We start from the raw sequence: 21,026 nt of genomic DNA on the forward strand, positions 1-21,026 counted from the left end.
TCACCGGGCAAGCATGAGGGAAGCGCGATATGGCAACCGCGCTTCCAAAATCTTGCAGATCAGTCGCGCAGCAGCTCGTTGATACCGGTCTTCGAACGGGTCTTTTCGTCGACGCGCTTGACGATGACTGCGCAATAGAGGCTGGGAGCCGGCTGGCCGTTCGCCATGGTGTTACCGCTCGGCAGCGCGCCGGCGACGACGACCGAGTAAGGCGGAACTTCGCCATAGGTGATCTCGCCGGTGGCGCGGTCGACGATCTTGGTCGACTTGCCGATAAAGACGCCCATGCCGAGTACGGAACCTTCGCGGACGATGCAGCCTTCGACGACTTCGGAACGGGCGCCGATGAAGCAATTGTCTTCGATGATGGTCGGGCCGGCCTGCATCGGCTCCAGCACGCCGCCGATGCCGACGCCGCCGGAAAGATGCACATGCTTGCCGATCTGGGCGCACGAGCCGACTGTCGCCCAGGTGTCGACCATGGTGCCTTCGCCGACATAGGCGCCGAGATTGACGAAGGACGGCATCAGGATGGCGTTGGGGGCGATATAGGCGGAATGACGCACGACGGCGTTCGGCACGGCGCGGAAGCCAGCTTCGCGGAAGCGGTTTTCACCCCAGCCTTCGAACTTCGAGGGAACCTTGTCCCACCAGGTGGCGCCGCCGGAGCCGCCTTCGACGATCTTCATGTCGTTGAGACGGAAGGAGAGCAGAACCGCTTTCTTGAGCCACTGGTTGACGGTCCAGTTGCCGTCGGCACCACGTTCGGCCACGCGAACCTTGCCGCTATCGAGGAGATTGAGCGCCGTCTCGACGGCGTCGCGGACTTCGCCGCGCGTCGACGTGTTCACATTGTCGCGATTGTCGAAGGCAGCCTCGATGGACTTTTCGAGGGAAGCGAGGTCGTTAGCGCTCATGGGAATTCCTTACAACGTCAGGGCCTATCGTGATTTCCGGATAAGGGTCCGGAAGCGGTCGATTGGTCCTATAGCATGGATGCCGAAAATGGAATGTCTTTTCCGCGCCGATTGAGCTTGGATTCAAGGCGTTGTAGGGGCATATGCAAGAGCTTGGCTATTTCCGTTCTCGGACGGAAAACGGGCCGTCATGATCGATTTGAAAGGCATGAATAGATGAGCAAGGGAAAGAACGGCAGGCTGAGGCGCAAGGACGGGGTTTGGGACCCGTTGAAGACGAGCTCGGCGGACAAGCAGCGAGCCGAGTCGGTGCCGCGCACGCCGCAGTCGATGTCGCCGTCCTACCGTCTTGCCTATGCCGATGAGGATTTCCTTTGCCGCGAGGAGCTGCGGCCGATCCGCCTGCAGCTGGAGTTGCTGAAGACCGAAATGTCTTTGGCCGAGCGTGGCATAAAATCGACCGTGGTCATGTTCGGCGGCGCGCGCATTCCCGCCCCCGGCGCCAATGCCTGGGCTGCCCGCAACGATGTGCAGCGCGCCAACCTGGAAGCCGCATCGGTCTACTACGAAGAGGCACGCAAGTTCGCCCGCCTTTGCTCGCGTTATTCCGCCGGCTTCGACTTCCATGAATATGTCGTCGTCACCGGCGGTGGTCCCGGCGTGATGGAAGCGGGCAATCGCGGCGCGGCCGAGGAAGGGGCTCCCTCGATCGGCCTCAACATCGTCCTACCACATGAGCAGGCGCCCAACGCCTATGTGACGCCGGAACTCAGCTTCAACTTCCATTATTTCGCGATCCGCAAGATGCACTTCATGGTGCGCGCCAAGGCGATCGCGGTGTTCCCCGGCGGCTTCGGCACGCTCGACGAGCTGTTCGAATGCCTGACGCTCATTCAGACCGGCCGCATGGAGCGCCTGCCGCTTATTCTCTTCGGCGAAAAATTCTGGCGCAACATCATCAATTTCGAGGCGCTGGCCGAGTTCGGCACTATTGCGCCCGACGATGTGAACCTCATCAGCTTCGTCGATACCGCCGACGAAGCCTGGAAGATCGTTGCCGATTTCTACGAACACGACAACGGCCACCACGATAACGGCCACTGAAAACGGAAAGCCCGCCGTCGCAGAGGCGAGGGCGGGCTTTCGTTCATGGGTTTGTTGCCGGCGCTATCGGCTTAGAGCAGCGGTCGGCCCGGCATGTCGTCAAGGTTGACGACGCCATCGTGGTTGCGGTCCAGCCGGTCGAAGACCTTGCTCATGGCGTCTTCGGCTTCCTTCTTGCTGATCTGGCCGCTTTGATCGGTATCGGCAAAGCGGAAGATCATCGCTTCATGCATGAAGCGGCCATACGGTCTGTGATGGCGATGGCCTTCGCCGCCCTTGTCGTTGTCATTGTCGTTTTGAGCCTGGTCGACCGGCGCCTGGTCGTCTGGAGCCTGATTACCCTGCGCCTGATTGCTTTGTGCCTGGTCGCCGCCTTGCGCCTGGCCATTTTGGGCCTGATCGCCATCCGCCTTGGCGTGTTCGGCCCGCCACTGCTTCATCTGCTCCTGGCGGTAGGCGCGATATTCGCCGGGTGTGATTTCGCCGTCGTGGTTGACGTCGATCTGGTCGAAGATCTTGTCGACGCCTGCCTTGACCTCATCCTTGGTGAGCTTCGTGTCACCGGGATTGCCGAATTCCTTCAGCATGCGCACGTAAAGGACTTCGGGCGAAATATGCGGTTTGTGCCAGCGGCCGTGATGATGTCTGCCCCCACGGTCGCTATCATGCGAAGCGGCGAGCGCCACCTGTGCGGCACCGCTGAGAAGCAGGGTTGCAGAAAGTCCGGCCAGAAGAAGTTTTTTCCCGTTCATCGCTTTTCCTTTCGTGTCGAGGAATGGGCAAACGATACGGTTGGCGGTCAAAAACGGCCAATTAAACCTCTGTAAGGCGCATGAAACTTTCGTAACCCCGTTCTAATGAATGGTTAAACCAGCGCCTTCAGGAAAGCGGTGAGGTCGTCGGTCACGTAATCGATGTGATCGTCTTCGCCAGTCGTTCGTTCCCACCATTCGACGATCGTCGTCTCGAGATTTTGCGGTACGAGAAGCACGGTCTTCATGCCGAGCGCCTTGGGCACGGTGAGGTTGCGCGGTAGGTCCTCGAACATGACCGCCTTCTTCGTATCGACGCGATGGAGGCTCATGAACTTGTCATAGGTGCTGCCGGCAGGCTTCGGCACGTAGTCGGCAGCGACGATATCGAAAATGTCGTCGAAGCCGTCGAGGATGCCGAGTGCGCCGGCCGTCGCCTGGGCGTGTTTGACGCTGCCGTTGGTGAAGATGAACTTGCGTCCCGGCAACGCCTTGATGGCAGCGGCCAGCTCCGGCTGCGGCGTCAGCGCCGAATAGTCGATCGCATGCGCCTTTTCCAGGAAATCGTTGGGGTCGATGCCGTGATGGATCATCAATCCCTGCAGGGTCGTGCCGTGCTCGAGATAATATTGCTTCTGCAGCTTGCGGGCGTCTTCACGCTCCATCTGCAAGAGAGCGGCGACATAGGCGGTCATGTTCTTGTCGATCTGCGCGAAGAGATCGACATGATGCGGATAAAGCGTGTTGTCGAGATCGAACACCCAATCGCGGATGCCGGCAAAATCTGAAGGTTCGGATAGCGTTTTTGTCTGGTTCATGCCCGTCTTATGGCACGCACGGTCGGCACGGGGGAAGGAAAATATTCATGCTGCTGCATCCCCGGTCATGGGGGGAGATTGCCGTGCGATCCAATGCCGGCTATGATTTTACTATTGATTTCCGGGGTTTTACGCTATTTGCCATGTGAGGGAGAGCTGACGCTCTTTATGGTCGCGGAGGGGAAATCGCCCGACTGGGCTTTTCGGAGGGGATGCGATGGGTCAAGTGGAAAAGGCGCAGGAATTTGCGCGGCTGCACAAGAAGGGCGAGCCGCTGATCCTTTTCAATATTTGGGATGCTGGCTCTGCCAAGGCTGTCACGGAGGCTGGCGCGAAGGCGCTGGCGACGGGTAGCTGGTCGGTTGCCGCCGCCAACGGCTTCGGCGATGGCCAGGCCATTCCGCTATCATTGCTGGCGGTCACCGCCAGGCTGATTTCGGTGACGAGCCCGTTGCCGCTGTCGGTCGATTTCGAGGGCGGTTACGCCGTCGAACCCGAGGAGGTCGCCGCCAATGTCGAAAAGATCATGGATCACGGCGCCATCGGTATCAATTTCGAAGATCAGGTGATCGGCGGTCAAGGCGTTCATCAGATCGAGGTACAGGCGGCACGCATCCGCGCCATCCGCGAAATGGCCGATCGCCGGGAAATGCCCTTGTTCATCAACGCCCGCACCGATCTTTTCCTGCAGGAAAGCGATACGGCACATCATCAGCTCCTGCTGGACGACGCCTTTCAGCGCGCCGACGCTTTTGCCGAGGCCGGTGCCAGTGGTTTCTTCGCGCCGGGCCTGGTCGAGCCGGATCTGATCGGCGCTCTTTGCGAGCGCTCGCCCTTGCCGGTCAACATCATGGTGCGCCCGGCGACGCCTGATAACGAGACGATGGCAAAACTCGGCGTCAGCCGCATCAGCTATGGGCCAGCGCCTTACCGGTCGGTCATGGGAATGCTGAAAAGCGAGGCCGAAGCCATCTACCGGCCGTCCTGACACGGCTGTCGGCACTCCGCAATCACATTTGCGGAGCGCCTGAATTTTCTCGATGAGTGCGCCCTATCACGGAACGATAAGCGTTCCCGCACCGTGCTCGGTGAAGATTTCGAGCAGCACGGAATGGGCCGTCTTGCCGTTGAGGATGACGACGCCCTGAACACCGGCCTTGATGGCGTCGATGCAGGTCTCCACCTTCGGGATCATGCCACCTGAAATCGTGCCGTCGGCGATCAAGGCATGGGCCTGGGCGACGGACAATTCCTTGATGAGCTGGCCTTGCTTGTCGAGCACGCCGGGAACATCCGTCAGGAAAAGCAGGCGCGTGGCACTGAGCGCACCGGCGATCGCGCCGGCAAAGGTATCGGCATTGATGTTGTAGGTCGCGCCGTCGCGGCCGGGGGCAACAGGGGCAATGACCGGGATCATCTCGGACTTGGCAAGCAGGTCGAGCAGCGTACGGTCGACTTCGACCACTTCGCCGACGAAGCCGAGATCGAGGACGCGCTCGATGTTGGAGTCCGGGTCTTTGATGGTCTTGCGTGCCTTTTCGGCAAAAACCATGTTGCCGTCCTTGCCGCAAAGGCCGATCGCCCATTCGCCGGTCTGGTTGATCAGCGCGACGATTTCCTTGTTGATCGAGCCGGCCAGCACCATTTCGACGATCTCGACCGTCTTCTGGTCGGTGACGCGCAACCCGCCTTCGAATTTCGATTCAATGCCCATCTTCGTCAGCATGGCGCCGATCTGCGGGCCGCCGCCATGGACGACGATCGGGTTGACGCCGGACTGCTTCAGGAGCGCGATATCGGCCGCAAAGGCCTTGCCAAGCTCGACATTGCCCATGGCATGGCCACCGTATTTCACGACGATGGTCTTGTTTTCGTAACGCTGCATATAGGGCAGCGCCTGTGCGAGCAGGTTGGCTTGGAGTTCGCTTTGGGCTTCGGACATGGTGCACCCTTCGAAATTGTTCGCGGGCCTTTTATCTCAAGTTTTTGACAGAGGGAATAATGATCTCGGCAATAAAACATGTCGCGCGAAAGTGCGCAGCGGTTTTGCGGCGATGACATACATAAAATCAATTACCTGAACGCGAATGCCTATCTGAAAGATCGCGCTGTGCTTTCGTTGACGCTATGTCACATCGGCGTCGCCGAAATTGATGGTGCAGACGCATTTGCCGAAGTGATGTTTTCTTCTAAAGATGGTGCAGGCGTTGTACCCCGGGGATTTGGATGGCGAATGAGGAGACGGAAGCGCTGATCGGCCGCGTCGCCATGCGCGATCAGAAAGCCTTTGCCGCGCTCTACAGGCGTACCAGCCCGAAACTTCTCGGTGTTTGCCTGCGTATCGTCGGCAACAAGACAGATGCGGAAGAGGTTTTGCAGGAGGTCTATATCAAGGTCTGGCAGCGAGCCGAACAATTTGCTGTTGCGGAAGGGCCCGCGATGCCTTGGCTGACGGCAATAGCGCGCAATCGAGCCATCGATTTCGTGCGTGCCCGCAAGCCGGTAGCCGATGAAATAGATAGCGCCTACGATCTCGCCGACCTGGAACCCGGCCCCGAAGAGCAAGCAATCGTGAAGGGGGAGGGAAGGCGGATTGACAGGTGCATGGAAGAGTTGGAAGCTGATCGCGCGCGGGCTGTCCGCAGCGCCTATGTCGAGGGCTTGAGCTATCAGGAGCTCGCCGACCAACACGCTGTACCATTGAACACGATGCGCACCTGGCTGCGTCGAAGCCTGATCAGACTGAGAGAGTGCATGGACCGATGAGTACGCCCGATCAAAGCAAGGGAGGCCGCTCCCGCGATGAAGTCCTGGCCGGAGAATATGTGCTTGGCGTGCTCTCCCTGGAGGACCGGCAGAAGGTCGAGCGCCGGATGCGCAGCGATCGCCAGTTTGCCGCCATCGTCAGCCGCTGGGAACAGAACCTCTCGGAATTCAATGAGGAATATGAAACGGTGACGCCGTCTTCTTCGGTCTATCCGAAGATCGAGAAGCGGATTTTCGGTGACGTGGCATTCGGTGCCCAGCTCTGGAACTCCCTTTTGGTCTGGCGCTCGATGGCCTTCGGTTCGCTGTTCTTGGCGGCCGGCGTTCTCGTCTTTGCCATAACCAATGAAGGTGCCCTGCGCGGAACATCGGGCAAGCAATTGACGGCATCGCTTTCCGGTCAGAATAGCCCGATCACGCTCCTCGCCAATTATGACGTTGCCAATGGGCGTTTGAAGGTGACGCCGGTGGCTGCGGGCAAACCGGAAGAAAAGTCGCTGGAGCTCTGGCTGATTCGTGGCAGCGATCCCGCCGAGGCGCTTGGCGTTCTGCCGCAGGGCGGCGATGGTGAAATCGTCCTCCCGCCGGAGCTTCACAGTAAATTGACGGAGGGCGCAATCATCGCCGTCAGCGTCGAGCCCTTTGGCGGTTCGCCGACCGGCAAGCCGACGGGCGATGTGGTCGCTTCCGGCACGATCCATTTGCCCTGACGAATTTCTGCTCGCAAAAAGCGATCCAAGCTGAAACTGTTTGAAAGCCCGCTCCGTATCTTCTTCCGACCCCGCCCGATCGGGGCAATAGAGAGGAAGAGGAGACGTTATGATCAAGACCGTATTTCGCATTGCTGCCGCAGCCGCAATGTTGTCCGCTGCGAGCAGCCTTGCCTATGCCAAGGACCCGATGGTCGGTGGTGCTGCGATGTATGCCAGCAAAAACATCATCCAGAATGCCGTGAACTCTAAGGACCACACGACCCTGGTCGCTGCCGTGAAGGCGGCCGGTCTCGTTGATACGCTTGAAGGCAAAGGCCCGTTCACCGTCTTCGCACCGACGAATGAAGCGTTCAACCAGCTGCCGGCCGGCACCGTCGAGACGTTGCTGAAGCCGGAGAACAAGGAGAAGCTGGTCAAGGTGCTGACCTGCCACGTCGTCGCCGGTGATGACATGGCTGCCGCCATCAAGAAATGGGCAATGAGCAAGGGCGGCGAATACGATCTGAAGACGGTCGGCGGCTGCACGATCAAGGCTATGGCCAAGGGCGACAAGCTGACGCTGACCGATGAAGCGGGCGGCACCGCTCACATCGCAATCGCCGACGTCAAGCAGTCGAACGGCGTAATCCATGTCGTCGACAAGGTGTTGTTGCCGAAGATGTGATCCTCATCGGCAACAGGCCGTCGTCTCCTGATACGAGGTCAGGGGCGGCGGCCTCATTGTATCGATGCGGTCTTCAAACCTGGATGCCGACCGTCAGGCCAATGGCTTCGCGCAATTCCTGAAGGCCAAAGCCCTTTTCCGAAGACGTAGCAAGAATGCCGGGATAGGCGGCCGGGCGCTTGCGGATTTTTTCGGCGGTATCGGCGAGCAGCTTCGGTATGCCCGCCTCCTTGATCTTGTCGGTCTTGGTCAGCACGATCTGATAGGAAACGGCGGCCTTGTCGAGAAGGTCCAGAACCTCCGCATCGTTCTTCTTGATACCGTGGCGGCTGTCGATCAACACATAGACGCGCTTCAGCGTCGTGCGCCCGCGCAGATAGTCGAAGACCAGCTTCGTCCAGGCATCGACCTGATCCTTCGGTGCTTCGGCATAGCCATAGCCGGGCATGTCAACCAGAGCCATCGGCGGCAGATCGCCAGCCTCGCCGGAAAAGCCGTCGGGAACGAAATAGTTGAGCTCCTGCGTGCGTCCCGGCGTATTCGACGTGCGCGCCAGTCCCTTATGCCCGACCAGGGCATTGATCAGCGACGACTTGCCGACGTTGGAGCGGCCGGCAAAGGCGATTTCCGGCGGCCCTTCCGGCGGCAGAAATTTCATCGACGGCACGCCGCGAATGAAAATCCACGGACGCCCGAAAAGCGGCTTGTCGTCTTTTGTCGTCTGGTCTGCCATTCTCTCGATCTTTACTTGGTTCCGTGGATTGGCTTCAAGCTTTTGTCCGCGAAAGTCAAGTTTGGATCGGCATTTGGCTTCGTGCTGCCGAGCTTCGGTGTCGGCCAAGGAGCCGGTAATGACTAGCCACAGCACTTGGCAGCATTCGCTGATCCACAGGTTGCCGCTTGGGTCTGTTCTGCCAGCCACCGGTCACGTGGTTTGCAGCTGGCTGCGCGGGCAATGAGCTCGATATAGACGGCATCGTCGCCGATAACAGGAGTTGATGCGCAGTAGAGCTGCATCGGCTGCACCCCGTCGCTCACCTCAAAGGTCAGCCTCGCGGAGCCGTCGAACTGCACGTGCTCGGAAACTTTGCGGATGATAGCGGCGAATTTACCCGCCGGCATATGCGTGCGGTTGCCTTCATCGATATCCCAAAGCTGCACGAAAATCTCAGCCCATGCTTCCGGGTTGGCCCCGCAGTCCAATGCCGAAAACTGCCCGGCCTTAACTTCTGTGACGTGATAGCCCGGCCTCACCGGCCGACCGTCATAGCGGAATACAAGGGGCAGATCGCCGGCAACGGCCAGAGTCTCAAGCAAAAGGCCGAGGTTGATATCCGAAGACCGGGTCTTGTCGATCGCATTCATTTGATGTACTCCATATTTCAACACTTAAAGGATTATTGAAATATGGATGAAGGTCAAGCCCTCGCTTCGTTCGGCGCACTCTCTCAAGAGACCCGCCTGCAGATCGTCCGCATGCTCGTCGTTGCCGGTCCTGATGGGATGGCTGCGGGCATGATTGCAGAGAAGCTCGAAGTATCGCCCTCGAATGTTTCGTTCCATCTGAAAGAACTGGATCGAGCCGGCCTCATTGGCCAGCAGCGGGAATCCCGCTCCATCGTCTACACCGCCAATTACGATGTGCTCGGAGGCCTTGTCCGCTTCTTGATGGAAGACTGCTGCGCGGGGCATCCGGAGGTCTGCGCGCCGGCGGCGCAAGTCGCCGCCTGCTGTGCGCCGGCTGTGAGAAACGTTCCATGAATATGCTGAGCCGGGGACCGAAACCATGACATCTTTTCCGCTTTCGCGCCGCCTTGTCTCGGAGGCTCTGGGCACGGGCCTTCTGGTCGCGACAGTCGTCGGTTCGGGTATCATGGCGGACAGGCTGACGAGCGATGCGGCGCTTGCGCTGCTCGCCAATACGCTGCCCACGGGCGCGATCCTCGCCGTGTTGATCATCGTCCTCGGTCCGATATCCGGCGCTCACTTTAACCCGGTGGTATCGCTCGTCTTTGCGATACGCCGCGAGCTGACCGCGATGTCGGCTTTGGGCTATGTCGTCGCGCAGATCCTTGGCGGAATTGCGGGGACGATCCTCGCGCATGCCATGTTCGAACTGCCGTTGCTACAGGCCTCGACAACCATCCGCAGTGGTGGCGCGCAATGGCTGGCCGAGGTGACGGCCACCTTCGGCCTCGTCTTCGTCATCCTCTCCGGCCTGCGGTTTCGCGCCGACGCCGTGTCATGGCTGGTCGGCCTCTACATCACGGCTGCATACTGGTTTACCGCTTCCACCTCTTTCGCCAATCCGGCTGTCGCAATCGCCCGCTCGCTGACGAATACTTTTGCGGGCATCCGCCCGATCGATCTTCCTGGGTTCATCATCGCGGAAATCCTCGGCGCATTGCTGGCGGTGCTGCTCGTGAGCTGGCTGCTGATGGAAGCCCGCGCTCCCCGCACTCTCGCTGAAACGGAACCTGCCTCATGACCATGGATGTTACGATTTACCACAATAACGACTGCGGCACCTCGCGCAACGCGCTGGCGATAATCCGCAATGCCGGCATCGAGCCGACCGTCATCGAATATCTGAGCAATCCGCCGAGCCGCGATGATCTCATCAAGATGATTGCCGATGCGGGTTTGACCATCAGGCAGGCAATCCGCGAAAAGGGCACGCCGTATGCCGAGCTCGGCCTCGACAATCCAGACCTGACCGATGCCCAGTTGCTAGATGCTATGCTGAAGGATCCGATCCTGATCAACCGGCCGTTCGTTGTCACGCCCATGGGCACGCGTTTGGCTCGTCCTTCGGAAGTCGTCCTGGATATCCTGCCCGATACGCATAAAGGCCCGTTCACCAAGGAAGATGGCGAGCAGGTTCTCGACGCCGACGGCAAGCGCCTTGTCTGAACGCGTGCCGCTTCATGCCGTGTTTGCGCTCGGCGTTACACAAATCATCGGTTACGGCACCCTCTATTACAGTTTCAGCATACTTGCGCCCGATATGGCCATGCAGTTCGCATGGTCGAGCGAATGGGTCTTTGGCGCACTGTCGGTCGCGCTTCTGGCAGGCGGCCTTACCGCGCCGTGGCTGGGTGGGCTGTTCGACAGGATCGGTGCCGCACGGGTGATGACGATCGGCTCCTTCGTGGCGGCCGCAGCTCTGGCCGCTTGTGCCCTAGCGCCTAACAAGGCGGTCTACGTCGTCGCACTCATTGCGATCGAAGTTTCCGCCAATCTGGTCCAGTATGGCGCGGCCTTTGCGCTGCTTGTGCAAGTCCGACCACAGGTCGCTTCCCGCAGCATCACCTATCTGACGCTGATTGCCGGGTTCGCCTCGACAATCTTCTGGCCGACAACCACGGCACTCCATGCGCATCTCGCCTGGCAGAACGTCTATCTGGTTTTCGCCGCCCTCAACCTCTGTATCTGCCTGCCAATCCACGCATGGTTGTCGCGTCAGGGATCCACGCAGGGCGCGAAGGCGTCGACTGTCGCCGCGCGCGTCGAGGGGGTGTTGCCACCTGCCCGCCGCCGCCTTGGCTTTGCGGTCATGGTTATGGGTTTTTCGCTGATGTCGCTCGTCAGTTCGGCCATTCTGGTGCATCTGGTGCCACTGTTGTCTGGTCTCGGTCTCGGCGCGACCGCCGCTCTCGTGGGGACATTCTTCGGCCCGTCGCAGGTCGGCAGCCGCCTCATCAACATGGTGTTCGGCAAGAACCTGCCCGCACTCCATCTGGCCGTGATCGCCTCGATGCTGATCCCGGGCGGAGTGCTGGTGCTTCTGCTTTCTGCCCCCTCCGTACCCGGCGCCATGGCCTTCGCGATGATCTTCGGCATGGGCAACGGCCTCCTCAGCATCGTCACCGGCACGCTGCCTCTGCATCTTTTCGGCAGCGATGGCTACGGAAAGCTACAGGGGAAGATGATGGCGGCACGGCTGATCCTTTCAGCTCTCGCCCCGTTCGTCCTGGCCTTCGCGATGCAGAATATCGGTATCACGCCGTCACTCGCCATCGCGGCCGTTCTGGGTGGGCTTTCAATCGCTGCTCTATCTTCCATCGCAGCATTGCGATGACCGTTATTGGCGGCACATCGGTGCCGGAGTTCGCCGATGGCACCTGTCGCCACAAAAGAAAAAGCCCTGCCGAAGCAGGGCTTTTGTCGTCATTTCGATGGCGCCGGTTTTCGTTTGAAGAGGCCCTTCAGATTGTCGAAGAGCTCCACCTTCACGCCATGGCGCTTCATGATGATCGACTGCTGGATGACCGAGAGGGTATTGTTCCAGGCCCAGTAGATCACGAGACCGGCCGGGAAGCTCGCCAGCATGAACATGAATACCAGCGGCATCCAGTTGAAGATCATCGCCTGGGTCGGGTCCGGCGGCGTCGGGTTCATGCGCATCTGGAAGAACATGGTGACACCCATGATCAGCGGCCAGACGCCGAGATGCAGGAAGGTCGGAGCCGCAAAGGGCAGCAGACCGAAGAGGTTGACGATCGACGTCGGATCCGGTGCCGAAAGATCCTGGATCCAGCCGAAGAACGGCGCATGGCGCATCTCGATGGTGATGTAGATCACCTTATAGAGCGAGAAGAAGATCGGGATCTGCAGAAGCACCGGCCAGCAGCCCGCGATCGGATTGATCTTCTCTTCCTTGTAGAGCTGCATGGTCGCCTGCTGCAGGGCCATGCGGTCGTCGCCGAACTTGGCCTTCAGCTCTTCCATCTTCGGCTGAACACGCTTCATGTTCGCCATGGAGGCATATTGCCGGCTGGCGAGGGGGAAGAAGAGCGCCTTGACGACGATGGTGGTGCAGAGGATGGCGACGCCGAAATTGCCGAAGTAGCGGAAGAAGAAATCCATCAGCTTGAACATCGGCTTGGTGATGAAATAGAACCAGCCCCAGTCGATCAGGCGGTCGAAGCGCGGGATCGAGTAGCTGGTCTCATAGCGGTCGATGACCGGGACTTCCTTGGCGCCGGCGAAGACCAGATTCTTCAGATCCTGCGACTGGCCGGGAGCGATGGTAACCGCATCCTGCTTGTAATCGGCCTGATAGCGCGGAGTGCCATCGGTAAAGTGCGAGAAGCGGGCGTCATAGGCCGTCGACTGCGGCGGCACGATGGTCGCAGCCCAGTACTTATCCGTCATACCGAGCCAGCCGCCGGTTGCCTTGGCGGGCGTCGTGGCTTCCTTTTCGGTCGACGCATATTTGGTCTCGATCAAGCCGTCATCGCCGATGACGCCGATGAAACCTTCATGCAGGACGTAGGCGGAAGGCGTCTCAGGCTTGTTGTAGCGCGTGACGCGGCCGTAGCTCGACAGAGAAACTGGAGCCTGGCTGGCGTTGGCGATCTTGTCTGTGATCGTGAACATATAGCGATCGTCGACGGAGATCGTGCGGTTGAAGGTGATGCCCTTGTCATTGGTGTAGGAGAGCGTCACCGGCGTCTTGTCGGTTAGCTTGTCGCCGCTGGTAAGCTTCCACATGGTCGAGGGGCCGGGGACTGCGCCGGTCGCGTCGCTGCCGACATAGCCGAGTTCTGTGAAATAGCCGTCCTTGGTGTCGGCCGGGCTGAAGAGCGTGATGATCGGGCTGCTCTTGCTGACGGTCTCGTGGTAGGCCTTGAGCTGGAGGTCGTCGAAGCGGGCGCCTTCCAGATTGATGGAGCCGGCAAGCGCGGGCGTGTCGATGGTGACGCGCGACGAAGCGGTCTTGGCGACGGACTGCTCGAGGGTGAGAACCGTCGGCGCCGTCTGACCACCTGCGGGAAGCGAACCGTTCACGGCGGCACCCGTTGCGGGCGACTGCGTCGTCTGGGCTTGCTGCGCCTGCTGGTGCTGCTTGGCGGCCTGCTCGGCCTGACGCTGCGCTTCGAGGCGTGGGTTCATATAGAAAAACTGCCAGCCGAGAACAATCAGCACAGACAGTGCAATTGCAATGAAGTAATTGCGGTTGTTTTCCATCATACTTTCCTGGAGCGGTCCTTTTCCGACCGCCGGTGTTTCGGCCTGGTTTCGATGCGGCTTACGAGTTCGCTCGCCAGTTTTTCGAAAGGCGCGGTCAGCACCTCGCGTCGCGCGACAACCACATAGTCGTGTCCGGGCTGCATTGCAAATCCGGCGTGAAGCCGCACGGCTTCTTTCAGCCTGCGCCGCATGCGGTTGCGCTCCACCGCGTTGCCATGTTTTTTGGTAACGGTAAAACCGACGCGGGGTTCGGCGTCGGCGGTCTTGCGGTCCAGCATTTCGATGAGGAAGAAGCTGCCTCTGCGCTTCTCGCCTTCGCGGACTGCAAGAAACTGCGGCCGGCTTTTCAGCCGCCCGACAGTCTTTTTTGGTCGTTCATTCGTCAATTTGCCCGCCATCCTGGATTATCGGGCACTCCGGCCCTTAGGCCGAAAGACGCTTGCGGCCGCGGTTACGGCGAGCGGAAAGAACCGCACGGCCGCCCTTGGTGGCCATGCGCGCACGGAAGCCGTGGCGACGCTTGCGGACAAGCTTGGATGGTTGGTAGGTACGCTTCATTTATTTAAACACCGCGGAGTGCGGCCCTTCTTGAGCTTTGCTTTACAGCAAGGAGCGTTGTTGATTATGGCGAACGGACTTGGCCCGCAAATGCAGGCTCCATGACCGGACGTGCGCGGGCTTATACGGATCAAGCCTCCGGAAGTCAATTATATGGGTGCAGATTCCTTTAAGACAGGCAATTTCGCGCGATCGGCGGCGGCTGATTGCCGTCTGGCTGCTGCTCCCGAGGAGTGTGCGCAACCTTGAATATAAATTGCATAAATTCTAAAATATACGGATAGTATAGTGAAGAATGTCGAGCGCTTGGATTAAAGATAACTCAATATAACATTAATGATTTTAGCCGATATCTAGCTTTGTGCGGTAAAACCCATCGATTTATGGGGGATGGGATCTGCGCCGGAGGGGTATTGTGAAAATTCGCGGCAAAATCAATCTGCTTGTATCTGTCATGGCCGGGGCGGCGCTTATGATCGGCGTCACTGCGCTCTATGCGTTGCATCAATATGACCAGAAATTACAGAGCTACGAGCAGACGGCGAGCCGCGCTTACATGGGCGAGCGCCTGAATCGTTACGTGACCGCGGTGGTGATGGAAGCGCGCGGCATTTATGCCGCTACTGCCGCGAAGGATTCCAAACCCTTTGCCGATGGGCTGATGGTCGATCTCGACGAGATCGACAAGGTGCTTGCAAGCTGGGCGCCCCTGGTGCCGGAGATGCAGCAGCCGGAATTCACCAAGCTGCAGGCCCGTGCCCAGGAGTTTCGCGCCTTTCGCACGGAGACGGCCAGGCTCGGCGTGACCGATGGCCCGGATGCCGCCGGCAAGCAGGGCAACAATGAAGCGAACCGCGCCAACCGCAAGGCTTTTCAGGCTGAGATCGATGCGATCGTCCAGACCGACAAGGCCGAGCTTGCAAAGGCAGAGACCGAGATCGCAGCCTTTCATAGCAGCGTCCTGTGGGTCGTCCTCGGAATCATGACTGCCGGTATTGCGGCGGGCGTCGGCCTTGGCGCCTATATCGGAACCGTCCATCTGAGCCGTCCGATCCGCAAGGTGACCGATGCGATAAAGAATGTCGCCAACGGCCATTTCGATATCGAGGTGCCATTTGCCGGCCGGAAGGACGAAATCGGCGAGATGGCGGCGGCCGTCGACGTCTTCAAGGAAAACGGCAAGGCCGTGCGCCGCATGAATGCCGAGGAGGCGGCCTTGCGCGCAAAAAGCGACGAGCTTCAGTCGAGCATGTCTCTTGCAGTCTCTGCCGCCGCGGCCGGCGATTTCAGCCACCGCATCGAGAAGGACTATGGCGACGTCAACCTCAATCGTTTCGCCGGCAATGTGAACGAGCTGCTTGTGAGCGTCGACACGGGTATCGGCGAAGTCCGCCGCGTCATCGCGAGCTTGGCCGAGGGAGACTTGACCCAGGCAATGAAGGGCAATTTCCAGGGCGCCTTCGCCGAACTGCAGCAGAACGTCAACGCGACATTCGAGACGCTCAAAAGCACCATGAGCGAAGTGCGCGGCACCACCGGTTCGATCAATTCCAATACCAACGAGCTCCGTCACGCCAGCGATGACCTTTCCAAGCGCACCGAACAGCAGGCGGCCGCTCTGGAAGAGACCTCGGCAGCGCTCGACGAGATCACCTCCGTCGTTCAGAATTCGACGGAACGGGCGCGTGAGGCGAGCGTCATGGTGAGCGAAGCCAAGGACGACGCGGCTCGCTCCGGCACGGTGGTTCGCAACGCGATCGACGCCATGGGACGCATCGAGCAGGCATCGGGCGAGATCAGCCAGATCATCGGTGTGATCGACGACATCGCCTTCCAGACCAATCTACTGGCGCTCAATGCCGGCGTAGAGGCCGCACGCGCCGGCGATGCGGGCAAGGGCTTTGCCGTCGTTGCCCAGGAAGTGCGTGAGCTCGCCCAGCGCTCCGCCACCGCGGCGAAGGATATCAAGGCGCTGATCGGCAAGTCCGGTAACGAGGTGCAGGTCGGCGTCAAGCTCGTGCAGGCAACCGGTGAGGCGCTGTCCTCCATTGAGGCCCGCGTGCTGAAGATCAACGATCACATTCACTCGATAGCGACAGCGGCACGCGAACAGGCAACGGGCCTGTCGGAGGTGAACAAGGCCGTCAATCAGATGGATGAGGTCACTCAGCGCAATGCCGCCATGGTCGAGGAGACTTCGGCCGCGACCCATCGGCTGGCGGCCGAAGCGGATGGCCTTGTCCAGCTCGTCTCGCGCTTCAAGGTGGACGCAGCCAATGTTTCCGCTCCCGTTACAGCACGCGCCGAGACGCATCGCCCGGCCGCATCGCCGGCCCGACGCATGATCGACAGGGTCGCGACCGCCTTTGGCGGCGGGGCGCTTGCTCCTGCCGCAGCGGCGCCAGGCTGGGAAGAGTTCTGATCCGTCAGATATGAGGCCGGCTGCGGCGCCCGAGCGTCGCTGCCAGCTTTCGCCTTCTGTCAAAATCCCGAGCCGATTGGAAAAAGCTCCACAATCGCCTATTATCTAGTTCGATCAGGTCGCATCAGATCGCTTTTTAAGCGAAGCGGGACAAGAGAAATGGACAGTGGGCAGGACAAGGATGCCGTAAAGGACGGCAAGGTCGAGAAAGGCCGCCTGTCCCAGCTTTGTCGTCCCACAGGTATTTTCGGCGGCCTCTCCGGCAAGCTCCTCATCCTCACCGTCGTTTTCATTTCGATGGCGGAAGTGCTGATTTTCGTGCCGTCGGTCGCCAATATGCGGCTGCGGTGGCTGCAGGATCGGCTGAACACCGCCGCTGCCGCTGCCATCGTCATCGACGGTCTGCAGCCGGCTGAACTGCCGCGTGCTCTGCAAAAGGAGACGCTGATGGCGACGGGCACGCGGGCCATCGTTCTGCGCAAGGACGGCACGTCGCGCCTGCTGGCTACAGCCGAGATGCCGGCCGCCGTCGATGAGAAGTATGATCTCAGCGACGTGTCCCAGCTCACCGCCATCAAGGATGCGCTCGATACGCTGCTCTTCGGCGGCAATCGCATCATCCGCGTGTTCGGTCCGGTTGGCGGCGATGCCAATACGGGCATCGAGGTGGTGCTGAAGGATACCCGGCTGCGCAATGCGATGCTTGCCTACTCGACCAGCGTCTTCTTCGTCTCCATCCTAATCTCGCTGTTCACCGCAACGCTGATCTTCTTTGCGATCAACCGCATGATGATCCGCCCCATCCGCCGCCTGACGGACAGCATGCAGGCCTATTCCGATGATCCGGAGGATCCGGGCCGCATCCTTGTTCCCGACAGGGGAGGCGACGAGCTTGCCGTGGCCGGCCGCCATCTCGCCTCCATGCAGTCGCAACTGCAGAAGACCCTGAAGCAGCAGAAGAACCTCGCTGCGCTCGGATTGGCCGTGTCGAAGATCAATCACGACATGCGCAATATCCTCTCGGCCGCGCAGCTTATGTCGGACCGTCTGGTCGATGTCGACGACCCTATGGTCAAGCGCTTTGCTCCGAAGCTGTTGCGCACCATCGATCGCGCCGTCGGCTACACGACCGAGGTTCTCTCCTTTGGCCAGACCTCCGAGTCGGCCCCACGCCGGCGCAAGATTCGCATATTCGAACTCATTGAAGAGGTGCGTGATATCCTGGCGATCGATCCGGACAGCGGCATCGAGTTCATCGTGCAGCTCAGCCCGGATCTGGAGGTCGATGCCGACAGCGAGCAGCTCTTCCGCGTCATTCATAATCTCTGCCGCAATGCCTATCAGGCGCTGATCGCTTTCGGCGAGGCGGAACCCGATAGCGTGAGGCGAATCACGGTTTCGGCGCATCGGATTGGCAGCGTCGTCAGCATCACCGTCGACGATACCGGGCCGGGCATGCCGCAAAAGGCGAGGGAGAACCTGTTTACGGCCTTTCGCGGTTCGGCGCGCTCGGGTGGCACCGGCCTTGGCCTCGCGATCGCCCGTGAACTCGTCCTTGCCCATGGCGGCACGATTGCGCTCGTCGAAAAACCGGCGGCCGGCACGCAGTTCCGCATCGAAATTCCCGACCGCCCGGTATCCCTCGATGATTACCGCAGCAGAAGCCTGCAAGAAAACTGATTGTTTTCAGTTATTTGACGTCGCTATGCACGAAAATTGCGATCTTTTTCAGAAATCCACTTGCATTCCCTCAAGGGAGGCTTTAGAGAACCGCCCACGCCAACGGTTTCTTCCGTTTCGGCCACGCACCCGTAGCTCAGCTGGATAGAGCACCAGACTACGAATCTGGGGGTCAGGAGTTCGAATCTCTTCGGGTGCGCCATTTTTCTCTGTTATGTGTAGGTTGAAGGCTCGTTGAGCGGACCGGCTTAGCTCGAGCAGCGTGTAGTCAGCCGTCTATCGAGAGCTTACGCCATCGACCGAACGGCATTTGCGTGATGTGGCGGGCCGTTCGCGCCAATGATCAATAAAGTTTGGATGTCCATCTGAAAGGCGCGACCATGCGCCTTCTTTACGCGCCCCGATCCTCCGATTACGACCCCCAAATCCTAACCATTTTAGACGTCTGGCGCGATTCGATCGGATTTGACGCTATGGGTATAGAATTGGGAGGATACAGCAAGTTTACTTGATGCATCATTTAGTCGTCTTGGGGGCGTCGGTAAGGTCTTATAGCTCCGTTTTTTGCTCGGTTGTATAATAAATACTTCCTCATTTCCGAAGATAGACAAACCATATAACCGAAATCACACAATCGGAACGGAGGAATGCTTTCTGTTCGTTGGTTCGTGGGCGATTTTGGTAGCAATGCGCTTATGTCAGGGTGTGCCATGGATCGTTGGTTGTTGATTTCTAATTGCAATACCTATGGCCTCGCCCGCTCTTTGCAGTTGCAAGGCAATAGCTTTCATCTCGATTGCATCGACGTATGGCATTTCAAGAAGAACATGCAGGATTATGAGAACGAAATCCCCACCTACGATCGAGTGATCATAAATCCAGAAGTCAGACTTACTAGTTATGATTTTCGGAGCTTGAAGAATGTAAATGAAATTCCGAATGTCGAGTTCGATGCATATCATCCGGACTTTTGTTTTGTCGGCGTGGATGGTGTGCGTCTCTACAAGCCCCTTGCAGCTTGTCATTCCATGATTGTCCTCGCCGCGTTCCAGGCAGGGTGGACTCCTGAGAAAACTCGAAAGCTGTTTCGGCGCGATATTTACGAGCAATGCGGCTTCTTTGCGCGTTGGGAATTGGCAAGGGACAGGCTCATCTCGTCCTTTGCAGCAATGGGAATGGATTTATCAAACGCCTTTCGGCGTTGGACGCGCGGCGAATGCTTCATGCACGGCTTGGGACACCCCAAGGCGCGTCCAATTTTCGACATTGCGCGCATTTTTCTCAAAAATCACGTCGGCGAAACCAATGCGACGGATCTGGTGCCTTCCGACACGATTGTAGATGGTGCGTGTTTGCCCGTCTATCCGGAGATCGGCGAGACGATAGGCGTCCGTGGTTCTTACGCGTTCAAGTTGCCAGGAGAATATAAGTTGATCTCGCTGGAGAGATTTATCGAGATGAGCTTCGAGGTCTATCAGCCCTACAATCCGAATGAGATCTTGGTTGAGCCTGGCTTTCGCAGTCGCTTCGATCGCGTGAAACAAGTTATATCGGAGGCAGAAGCATGACCAATCCATATTCTGGGATCAAGGACTACCAACTATGGCGTCGATCGGTCGCTCGAGTCGAAACGCATCTATTTGATCCGGTGGTCAAGCCGCGGTTTAAGATCGACAGAAATTCAAAGGTCGCAACCGCTGGCAGTTGTTTTGCGCAGCATATCTCGCGCCAGATTCAGCGCATCGGCTTTCATTATTTTATCACCGAGCGGGCGGATCATTTGAACGACGCGGAAAAAGCCAGGCGCAATTTCGGTGTCTTTTCGGCTCGCTACGGGAATATTTATACCGCACGGCAATTGCGACAGCTGTTCGAGGAAGTCTTCGATGCGCGTCGTCCCGTCGAAAAGGCATGGCGGCGAAAGGATGGCAAGTTCGTAGATCCTTATCGTCCGCAGGTAGAGCCCGACGGCTACGACACCGAGGAGGACGTTATAGAAGCGCGGCGGGCACATCTTGCGGCGGTGCGCTCCGTCTTTCTCGGATGTGACGTCCTAGTGTTCACCCTGGGCTTAACCGAAGCCTGGAGATCGAAGGTCGATGGATCGGTCTTTCCGCTTGCGCCTGGCGTGAGCGCCGGTTCATTCGATCCCGACGCGCATGAGTTCGTCAATTTCAACGTTGAGGAAATCGAGCGCGACCTCACTTTTGTCTTGCGCAGGCTGAAAGAGATCAATCCTCACGTCAAGGTGTTGTTAACCGTCTCGCCTGTGCCGCTGGTGGCTACATATGAGGACAGGAGTGTTTTGGTTTCGACAACCTATAGTAAATCTGTCCTGCGAGTTGTAGCTGAGCAGATGCTACCCCGCTTTGACTGGGTCGATTACTTTCCGTCCTATGAAATCATTACCGGCAGCTATGCCGGCGGCCTTTACTATGAAGACGACTATCGAGAGGTCAATCATCTCGGCGTCGCCCATGTGATGCGCTGCTTCGTAAGAAACTATGTGGCCCATGTTGAGGCGCCGACCGAGAAATTTGCGCCATTGGCTCCGCCTCAGGAGGAATATCAGCACGTGGTCTGCGACGAACGCGAAATCGAAATGCTTCGCCCATAATTGCGTTGTTGATCCGAATTGCGGTGATCCCAAGCCTGC

The 21,026-nt window shown here is 58.9% G+C and carries 23 protein-coding genes and 1 tRNA gene; 15 read left to right on the forward strand and 9 right to left on the reverse strand.

The annotated features are described in order from the left end of the window. Nucleotides 1–59: 59 nt before the first annotated feature. Complete coding sequence (gene dapD / locus FHT85_RS16650) at nt 60–917, reverse strand: 2,3,4,5-tetrahydropyridine-2,6-dicarboxylate N-succinyltransferase (protein WP_112336652.1); 858 nt, start codon at nt 915–917, stop codon at nt 60–62. Between the two features lie 216 nt (nt 918–1,133). On the opposite strand from dapD, the gene FHT85_RS16655 reads away from it, so the two are divergent. Then, on the forward strand, nt 1,134–2,021 hold the full coding sequence (locus FHT85_RS16655; protein ID WP_112336651.1) for an LOG family protein: 888 nt from the start codon (nt 1,134–1,136) through the stop codon (nt 2,019–2,021). 71 nt (nt 2,022–2,092) lie between these two features. On the opposite strand, the gene FHT85_RS16660 is transcribed toward FHT85_RS16655, so the two are convergent. Further along, nucleotides 2,093–2,773 carry a calcium-binding protein gene (locus tag FHT85_RS16660; protein WP_112336650.1) on the reverse strand — a complete coding sequence of 227 codons (681 nt, stop codon included), beginning with the start codon at nt 2,771–2,773 and terminating at the stop codon, nt 2,093–2,095. Between the two features lie 113 nt (nt 2,774–2,886). Next, nucleotides 2,887–3,591: a pyrimidine 5'-nucleotidase gene (locus FHT85_RS16665; protein ID WP_112336649.1), complete on the reverse strand. Its 705-nt coding sequence runs from the start codon at nt 3,589–3,591 to the stop codon at nt 2,887–2,889. 217 nt (nt 3,592–3,808) lie between these two features. On the opposite strand from FHT85_RS16665, the gene FHT85_RS16670 reads away from it, so the two are divergent. Continuing rightward, on the forward strand, nt 3,809–4,579 hold the full coding sequence (locus FHT85_RS16670) for an isocitrate lyase/phosphoenolpyruvate mutase family protein (RefSeq protein ID WP_112398451.1): 771 nt from the start codon (nt 3,809–3,811) through the stop codon (nt 4,577–4,579). 66 nt (nt 4,580–4,645) lie between these two features. Here FHT85_RS16670 and argB read toward each other — a convergent pair whose 3' ends face one another. Next, complete coding sequence (gene argB / locus FHT85_RS16675) at nt 4,646–5,533, reverse strand: acetylglutamate kinase (RefSeq protein WP_095433831.1); 888 nt, start codon at nt 5,531–5,533, stop codon at nt 4,646–4,648. 78 nt (nt 5,534–5,611) lie between these two features. Between argB and FHT85_RS16680 the strand changes: the two genes are divergently transcribed. From FHT85_RS16680 to FHT85_RS16695, 4 genes are all read left to right on the forward strand, one after another. Continuing rightward, nucleotides 5,612–5,845, forward strand: coding sequence for a hypothetical protein (locus FHT85_RS16680; RefSeq protein WP_162700906.1), 234 nt, complete (start codon nt 5,612–5,614; stop codon nt 5,843–5,845). Beyond that, a complete protein-coding gene (locus FHT85_RS16685) occupies nt 5,818–6,357 on the forward strand; it encodes a sigma-70 family RNA polymerase sigma factor (RefSeq protein WP_112336647.1) in 540 nt (179 codons plus the stop codon). Before FHT85_RS16680 ends, FHT85_RS16685 begins: the two co-directional genes overlap by 28 nt. Then, on the forward strand, nt 6,354–7,067 hold the full coding sequence (locus FHT85_RS16690) for an anti-sigma factor domain-containing protein (protein WP_112336646.1): 714 nt from the start codon (nt 6,354–6,356) through the stop codon (nt 7,065–7,067). Before FHT85_RS16685 ends, FHT85_RS16690 begins: the two co-directional genes overlap by 4 nt. Before the next feature lie 109 nt (nt 7,068–7,176). After that, on the forward strand, nt 7,177–7,734 hold the full coding sequence (locus tag FHT85_RS16695; protein WP_112336645.1) for a fasciclin domain-containing protein: 558 nt from the start codon (nt 7,177–7,179) through the stop codon (nt 7,732–7,734). 73 nt (nt 7,735–7,807) lie between these two features. Here FHT85_RS16695 and yihA read toward each other — a convergent pair whose 3' ends face one another. Beyond that, entirely contained in the window at nt 7,808–8,467 is a 660-nt protein-coding gene (gene yihA, locus FHT85_RS16700) for a ribosome biogenesis GTP-binding protein YihA/YsxC (RefSeq protein WP_112336644.1), read from the reverse strand. 122 nt (nt 8,468–8,589) lie between these two features. Next, nucleotides 8,590–9,099 (reverse strand): DUF6428 family protein, encoded by a 510-nt coding sequence (locus FHT85_RS16705; protein ID WP_112336643.1) that lies wholly within the window; start codon nt 9,097–9,099, stop codon nt 8,590–8,592. 42 nt (nt 9,100–9,141) lie between these two features. On the opposite strand from FHT85_RS16705, the gene FHT85_RS16710 reads away from it, so the two are divergent. From FHT85_RS16710 to arsK, 4 genes are read left to right on the forward strand one after another with little or no spacing between them, the layout of a single operon-like run. Beyond that, on the forward strand, nt 9,142–9,495 hold the full coding sequence (locus FHT85_RS16710) for an ArsR/SmtB family transcription factor (protein ID WP_112336642.1): 354 nt from the start codon (nt 9,142–9,144) through the stop codon (nt 9,493–9,495). Nucleotides 9,496–9,520: 25 nt separating this feature from the next. Beyond that, the gene (locus FHT85_RS16715) at nt 9,521–10,222 is read left to right on the forward strand and encodes an aquaporin (RefSeq protein ID WP_112336641.1); all 702 of its coding nucleotides are present in this window, start codon (nt 9,521–9,523) and stop codon (nt 10,220–10,222) included. After that, nucleotides 10,219–10,647, forward strand: coding sequence for an arsenate reductase (glutaredoxin) (arsC, locus tag FHT85_RS16720; protein ID WP_112336640.1), 429 nt, complete (start codon nt 10,219–10,221; stop codon nt 10,645–10,647). Before FHT85_RS16715 ends, arsC begins: the two co-directional genes overlap by 4 nt. Further along, on the forward strand, nt 10,604–11,815 hold the full coding sequence (gene arsK, locus FHT85_RS16725; protein WP_162700905.1) for an arsenite efflux MFS transporter ArsK: 1,212 nt from the start codon (nt 10,604–10,606) through the stop codon (nt 11,813–11,815). The genes arsC and arsK overlap by 44 nt, the downstream gene beginning before the upstream one ends. Before the next feature lie 89 nt (nt 11,816–11,904). On the opposite strand, the gene yidC is transcribed toward arsK, so the two are convergent. Genes yidC through rpmH form a run of 3 tightly spaced genes read right to left on the reverse strand, consistent with a single transcriptional unit; the run spans nt 11,905 to nt 14,268 of the window. Next, entirely contained in the window at nt 11,905–13,707 is a 1,803-nt protein-coding gene (gene yidC / locus FHT85_RS16730; protein WP_112336639.1) for a membrane protein insertase YidC, read from the reverse strand. After that, entirely contained in the window at nt 13,707–14,108 is a 402-nt protein-coding gene (gene rnpA / locus FHT85_RS16735) for a ribonuclease P protein component (protein WP_015338668.1), read from the reverse strand. Before rnpA ends, yidC begins: the two co-directional genes overlap by 1 nt. A 25-nt stretch (nt 14,109–14,133) precedes the next feature. After that, nucleotides 14,134–14,268: a 50S ribosomal protein L34 gene (gene rpmH, locus FHT85_RS16740; RefSeq protein WP_041677194.1), complete on the reverse strand. Its 135-nt coding sequence runs from the start codon at nt 14,266–14,268 to the stop codon at nt 14,134–14,136. A gap of 415 nt (nt 14,269–14,683) precedes the next feature. Here rpmH and FHT85_RS16745 point away from each other — a divergent pair, with 415 nt between their 5' ends. From FHT85_RS16745 to FHT85_RS16765, 5 genes are all read left to right on the forward strand, one after another. Beyond that, nucleotides 14,684–16,690 (forward strand): methyl-accepting chemotaxis protein, encoded by a 2,007-nt coding sequence (locus tag FHT85_RS16745; RefSeq protein WP_112336638.1) that lies wholly within the window; start codon nt 14,684–14,686, stop codon nt 16,688–16,690. A gap of 159 nt (nt 16,691–16,849) precedes the next feature. After that, nucleotides 16,850–18,370: a sensor histidine kinase gene (locus tag FHT85_RS16750; protein WP_112336637.1), complete on the forward strand. Its 1,521-nt coding sequence runs from the start codon at nt 16,850–16,852 to the stop codon at nt 18,368–18,370. Between the two features lie 125 nt (nt 18,371–18,495). Next, a tRNA-Arg gene (locus FHT85_RS16755) sits at nt 18,496–18,572 on the forward strand. 445 nt (nt 18,573–19,017) lie between these two features. Next, nucleotides 19,018–19,938: a WcbI family polysaccharide biosynthesis putative acetyltransferase gene (locus tag FHT85_RS16760; protein WP_312861348.1), complete on the forward strand. Its 921-nt coding sequence runs from the start codon at nt 19,018–19,020 to the stop codon at nt 19,936–19,938. Then, nucleotides 19,935–20,987, forward strand: coding sequence for a GSCFA domain-containing protein (locus tag FHT85_RS16765; RefSeq protein WP_112336636.1), 1,053 nt, complete (start codon nt 19,935–19,937; stop codon nt 20,985–20,987). The genes FHT85_RS16760 and FHT85_RS16765 overlap by 4 nt, the downstream gene beginning before the upstream one ends. Nucleotides 20,988–21,026: the final 39 nt, after the last annotated feature.

The sequence above is a fragment of the Rhizobium sp. BK312 genome (assembly GCF_014193605.1).
Lineage (GTDB): Bacteria > Pseudomonadota > Alphaproteobacteria > Rhizobiales > Rhizobiaceae > Rhizobium.

Bases quoted from the DNA above. Each gene is read 5' to 3' on its own strand.
- dapD (WP_112336652.1), bottom strand. From the start codon at position 917: ATGAGCGCTAACGACCTCGCTTCCCTCGAAAAGTCCATCGAGGCTGCC.
- FHT85_RS16655 (WP_112336651.1), top strand. From the start codon at position 1,134: ATGAGCAAGGGAAAGAACGGCAGGCTGAGGCGCAAGGACGGGGTTTGG.
- FHT85_RS16660 (WP_112336650.1), bottom strand. From the start codon at position 2,773: ATGAACGGGAAAAAACTTCTTCTGGCCGGACTTTCTGCAACCCTGCTT.
- FHT85_RS16665 (WP_112336649.1), bottom strand. From the start codon at position 3,591: ATGAACCAGACAAAAACGCTATCCGAACCTTCAGATTTTGCCGGCATC.
- FHT85_RS16670 (WP_112398451.1), top strand. From the start codon at position 3,809: ATGGGTCAAGTGGAAAAGGCGCAGGAATTTGCGCGGCTGCACAAGAAG.
- argB (WP_095433831.1), bottom strand. From the start codon at position 5,533: ATGTCCGAAGCCCAAAGCGAACTCCAAGCCAACCTGCTCGCACAGGCG.
- FHT85_RS16680 (WP_162700906.1), top strand. From the start codon at position 5,612: ATGTCGCGCGAAAGTGCGCAGCGGTTTTGCGGCGATGACATACATAAA.
- FHT85_RS16685 (WP_112336647.1), top strand. From the start codon at position 5,818: ATGGCGAATGAGGAGACGGAAGCGCTGATCGGCCGCGTCGCCATGCGC.
- FHT85_RS16690 (WP_112336646.1), top strand. From the start codon at position 6,354: ATGAGTACGCCCGATCAAAGCAAGGGAGGCCGCTCCCGCGATGAAGTC.
- FHT85_RS16695 (WP_112336645.1), top strand. From the start codon at position 7,177: ATGATCAAGACCGTATTTCGCATTGCTGCCGCAGCCGCAATGTTGTCC.
- yihA (WP_112336644.1), bottom strand. From the start codon at position 8,467: ATGGCAGACCAGACGACAAAAGACGACAAGCCGCTTTTCGGGCGTCCG.
- FHT85_RS16705 (WP_112336643.1), bottom strand. From the start codon at position 9,099: ATGAATGCGATCGACAAGACCCGGTCTTCGGATATCAACCTCGGCCTT.
- FHT85_RS16710 (WP_112336642.1), top strand. From the start codon at position 9,142: ATGGATGAAGGTCAAGCCCTCGCTTCGTTCGGCGCACTCTCTCAAGAG.
- FHT85_RS16715 (WP_112336641.1), top strand. From the start codon at position 9,521: ATGACATCTTTTCCGCTTTCGCGCCGCCTTGTCTCGGAGGCTCTGGGC.
- arsC (WP_112336640.1), top strand. From the start codon at position 10,219: ATGACCATGGATGTTACGATTTACCACAATAACGACTGCGGCACCTCG.
- arsK (WP_162700905.1), top strand. From the start codon at position 10,604: ATGGCGAGCAGGTTCTCGACGCCGACGGCAAGCGCCTTGTCTGAACGC.
- yidC (WP_112336639.1), bottom strand. From the start codon at position 13,707: ATGGAAAACAACCGCAATTACTTCATTGCAATTGCACTGTCTGTGCTG.
- rnpA (WP_015338668.1), bottom strand. From the start codon at position 14,108: ATGGCGGGCAAATTGACGAATGAACGACCAAAAAAGACTGTCGGGCGG.
- rpmH (WP_041677194.1), bottom strand. From the start codon at position 14,268: ATGAAGCGTACCTACCAACCATCCAAGCTTGTCCGCAAGCGTCGCCAC.
- FHT85_RS16750 (WP_112336637.1), top strand. From the start codon at position 16,850: ATGGACAGTGGGCAGGACAAGGATGCCGTAAAGGACGGCAAGGTCGAG.
- FHT85_RS16760 (WP_312861348.1), top strand. From the start codon at position 19,018: ATGCTTTCTGTTCGTTGGTTCGTGGGCGATTTTGGTAGCAATGCGCTT.
- FHT85_RS16765 (WP_112336636.1), top strand. From the start codon at position 19,935: ATGACCAATCCATATTCTGGGATCAAGGACTACCAACTATGGCGTCGA.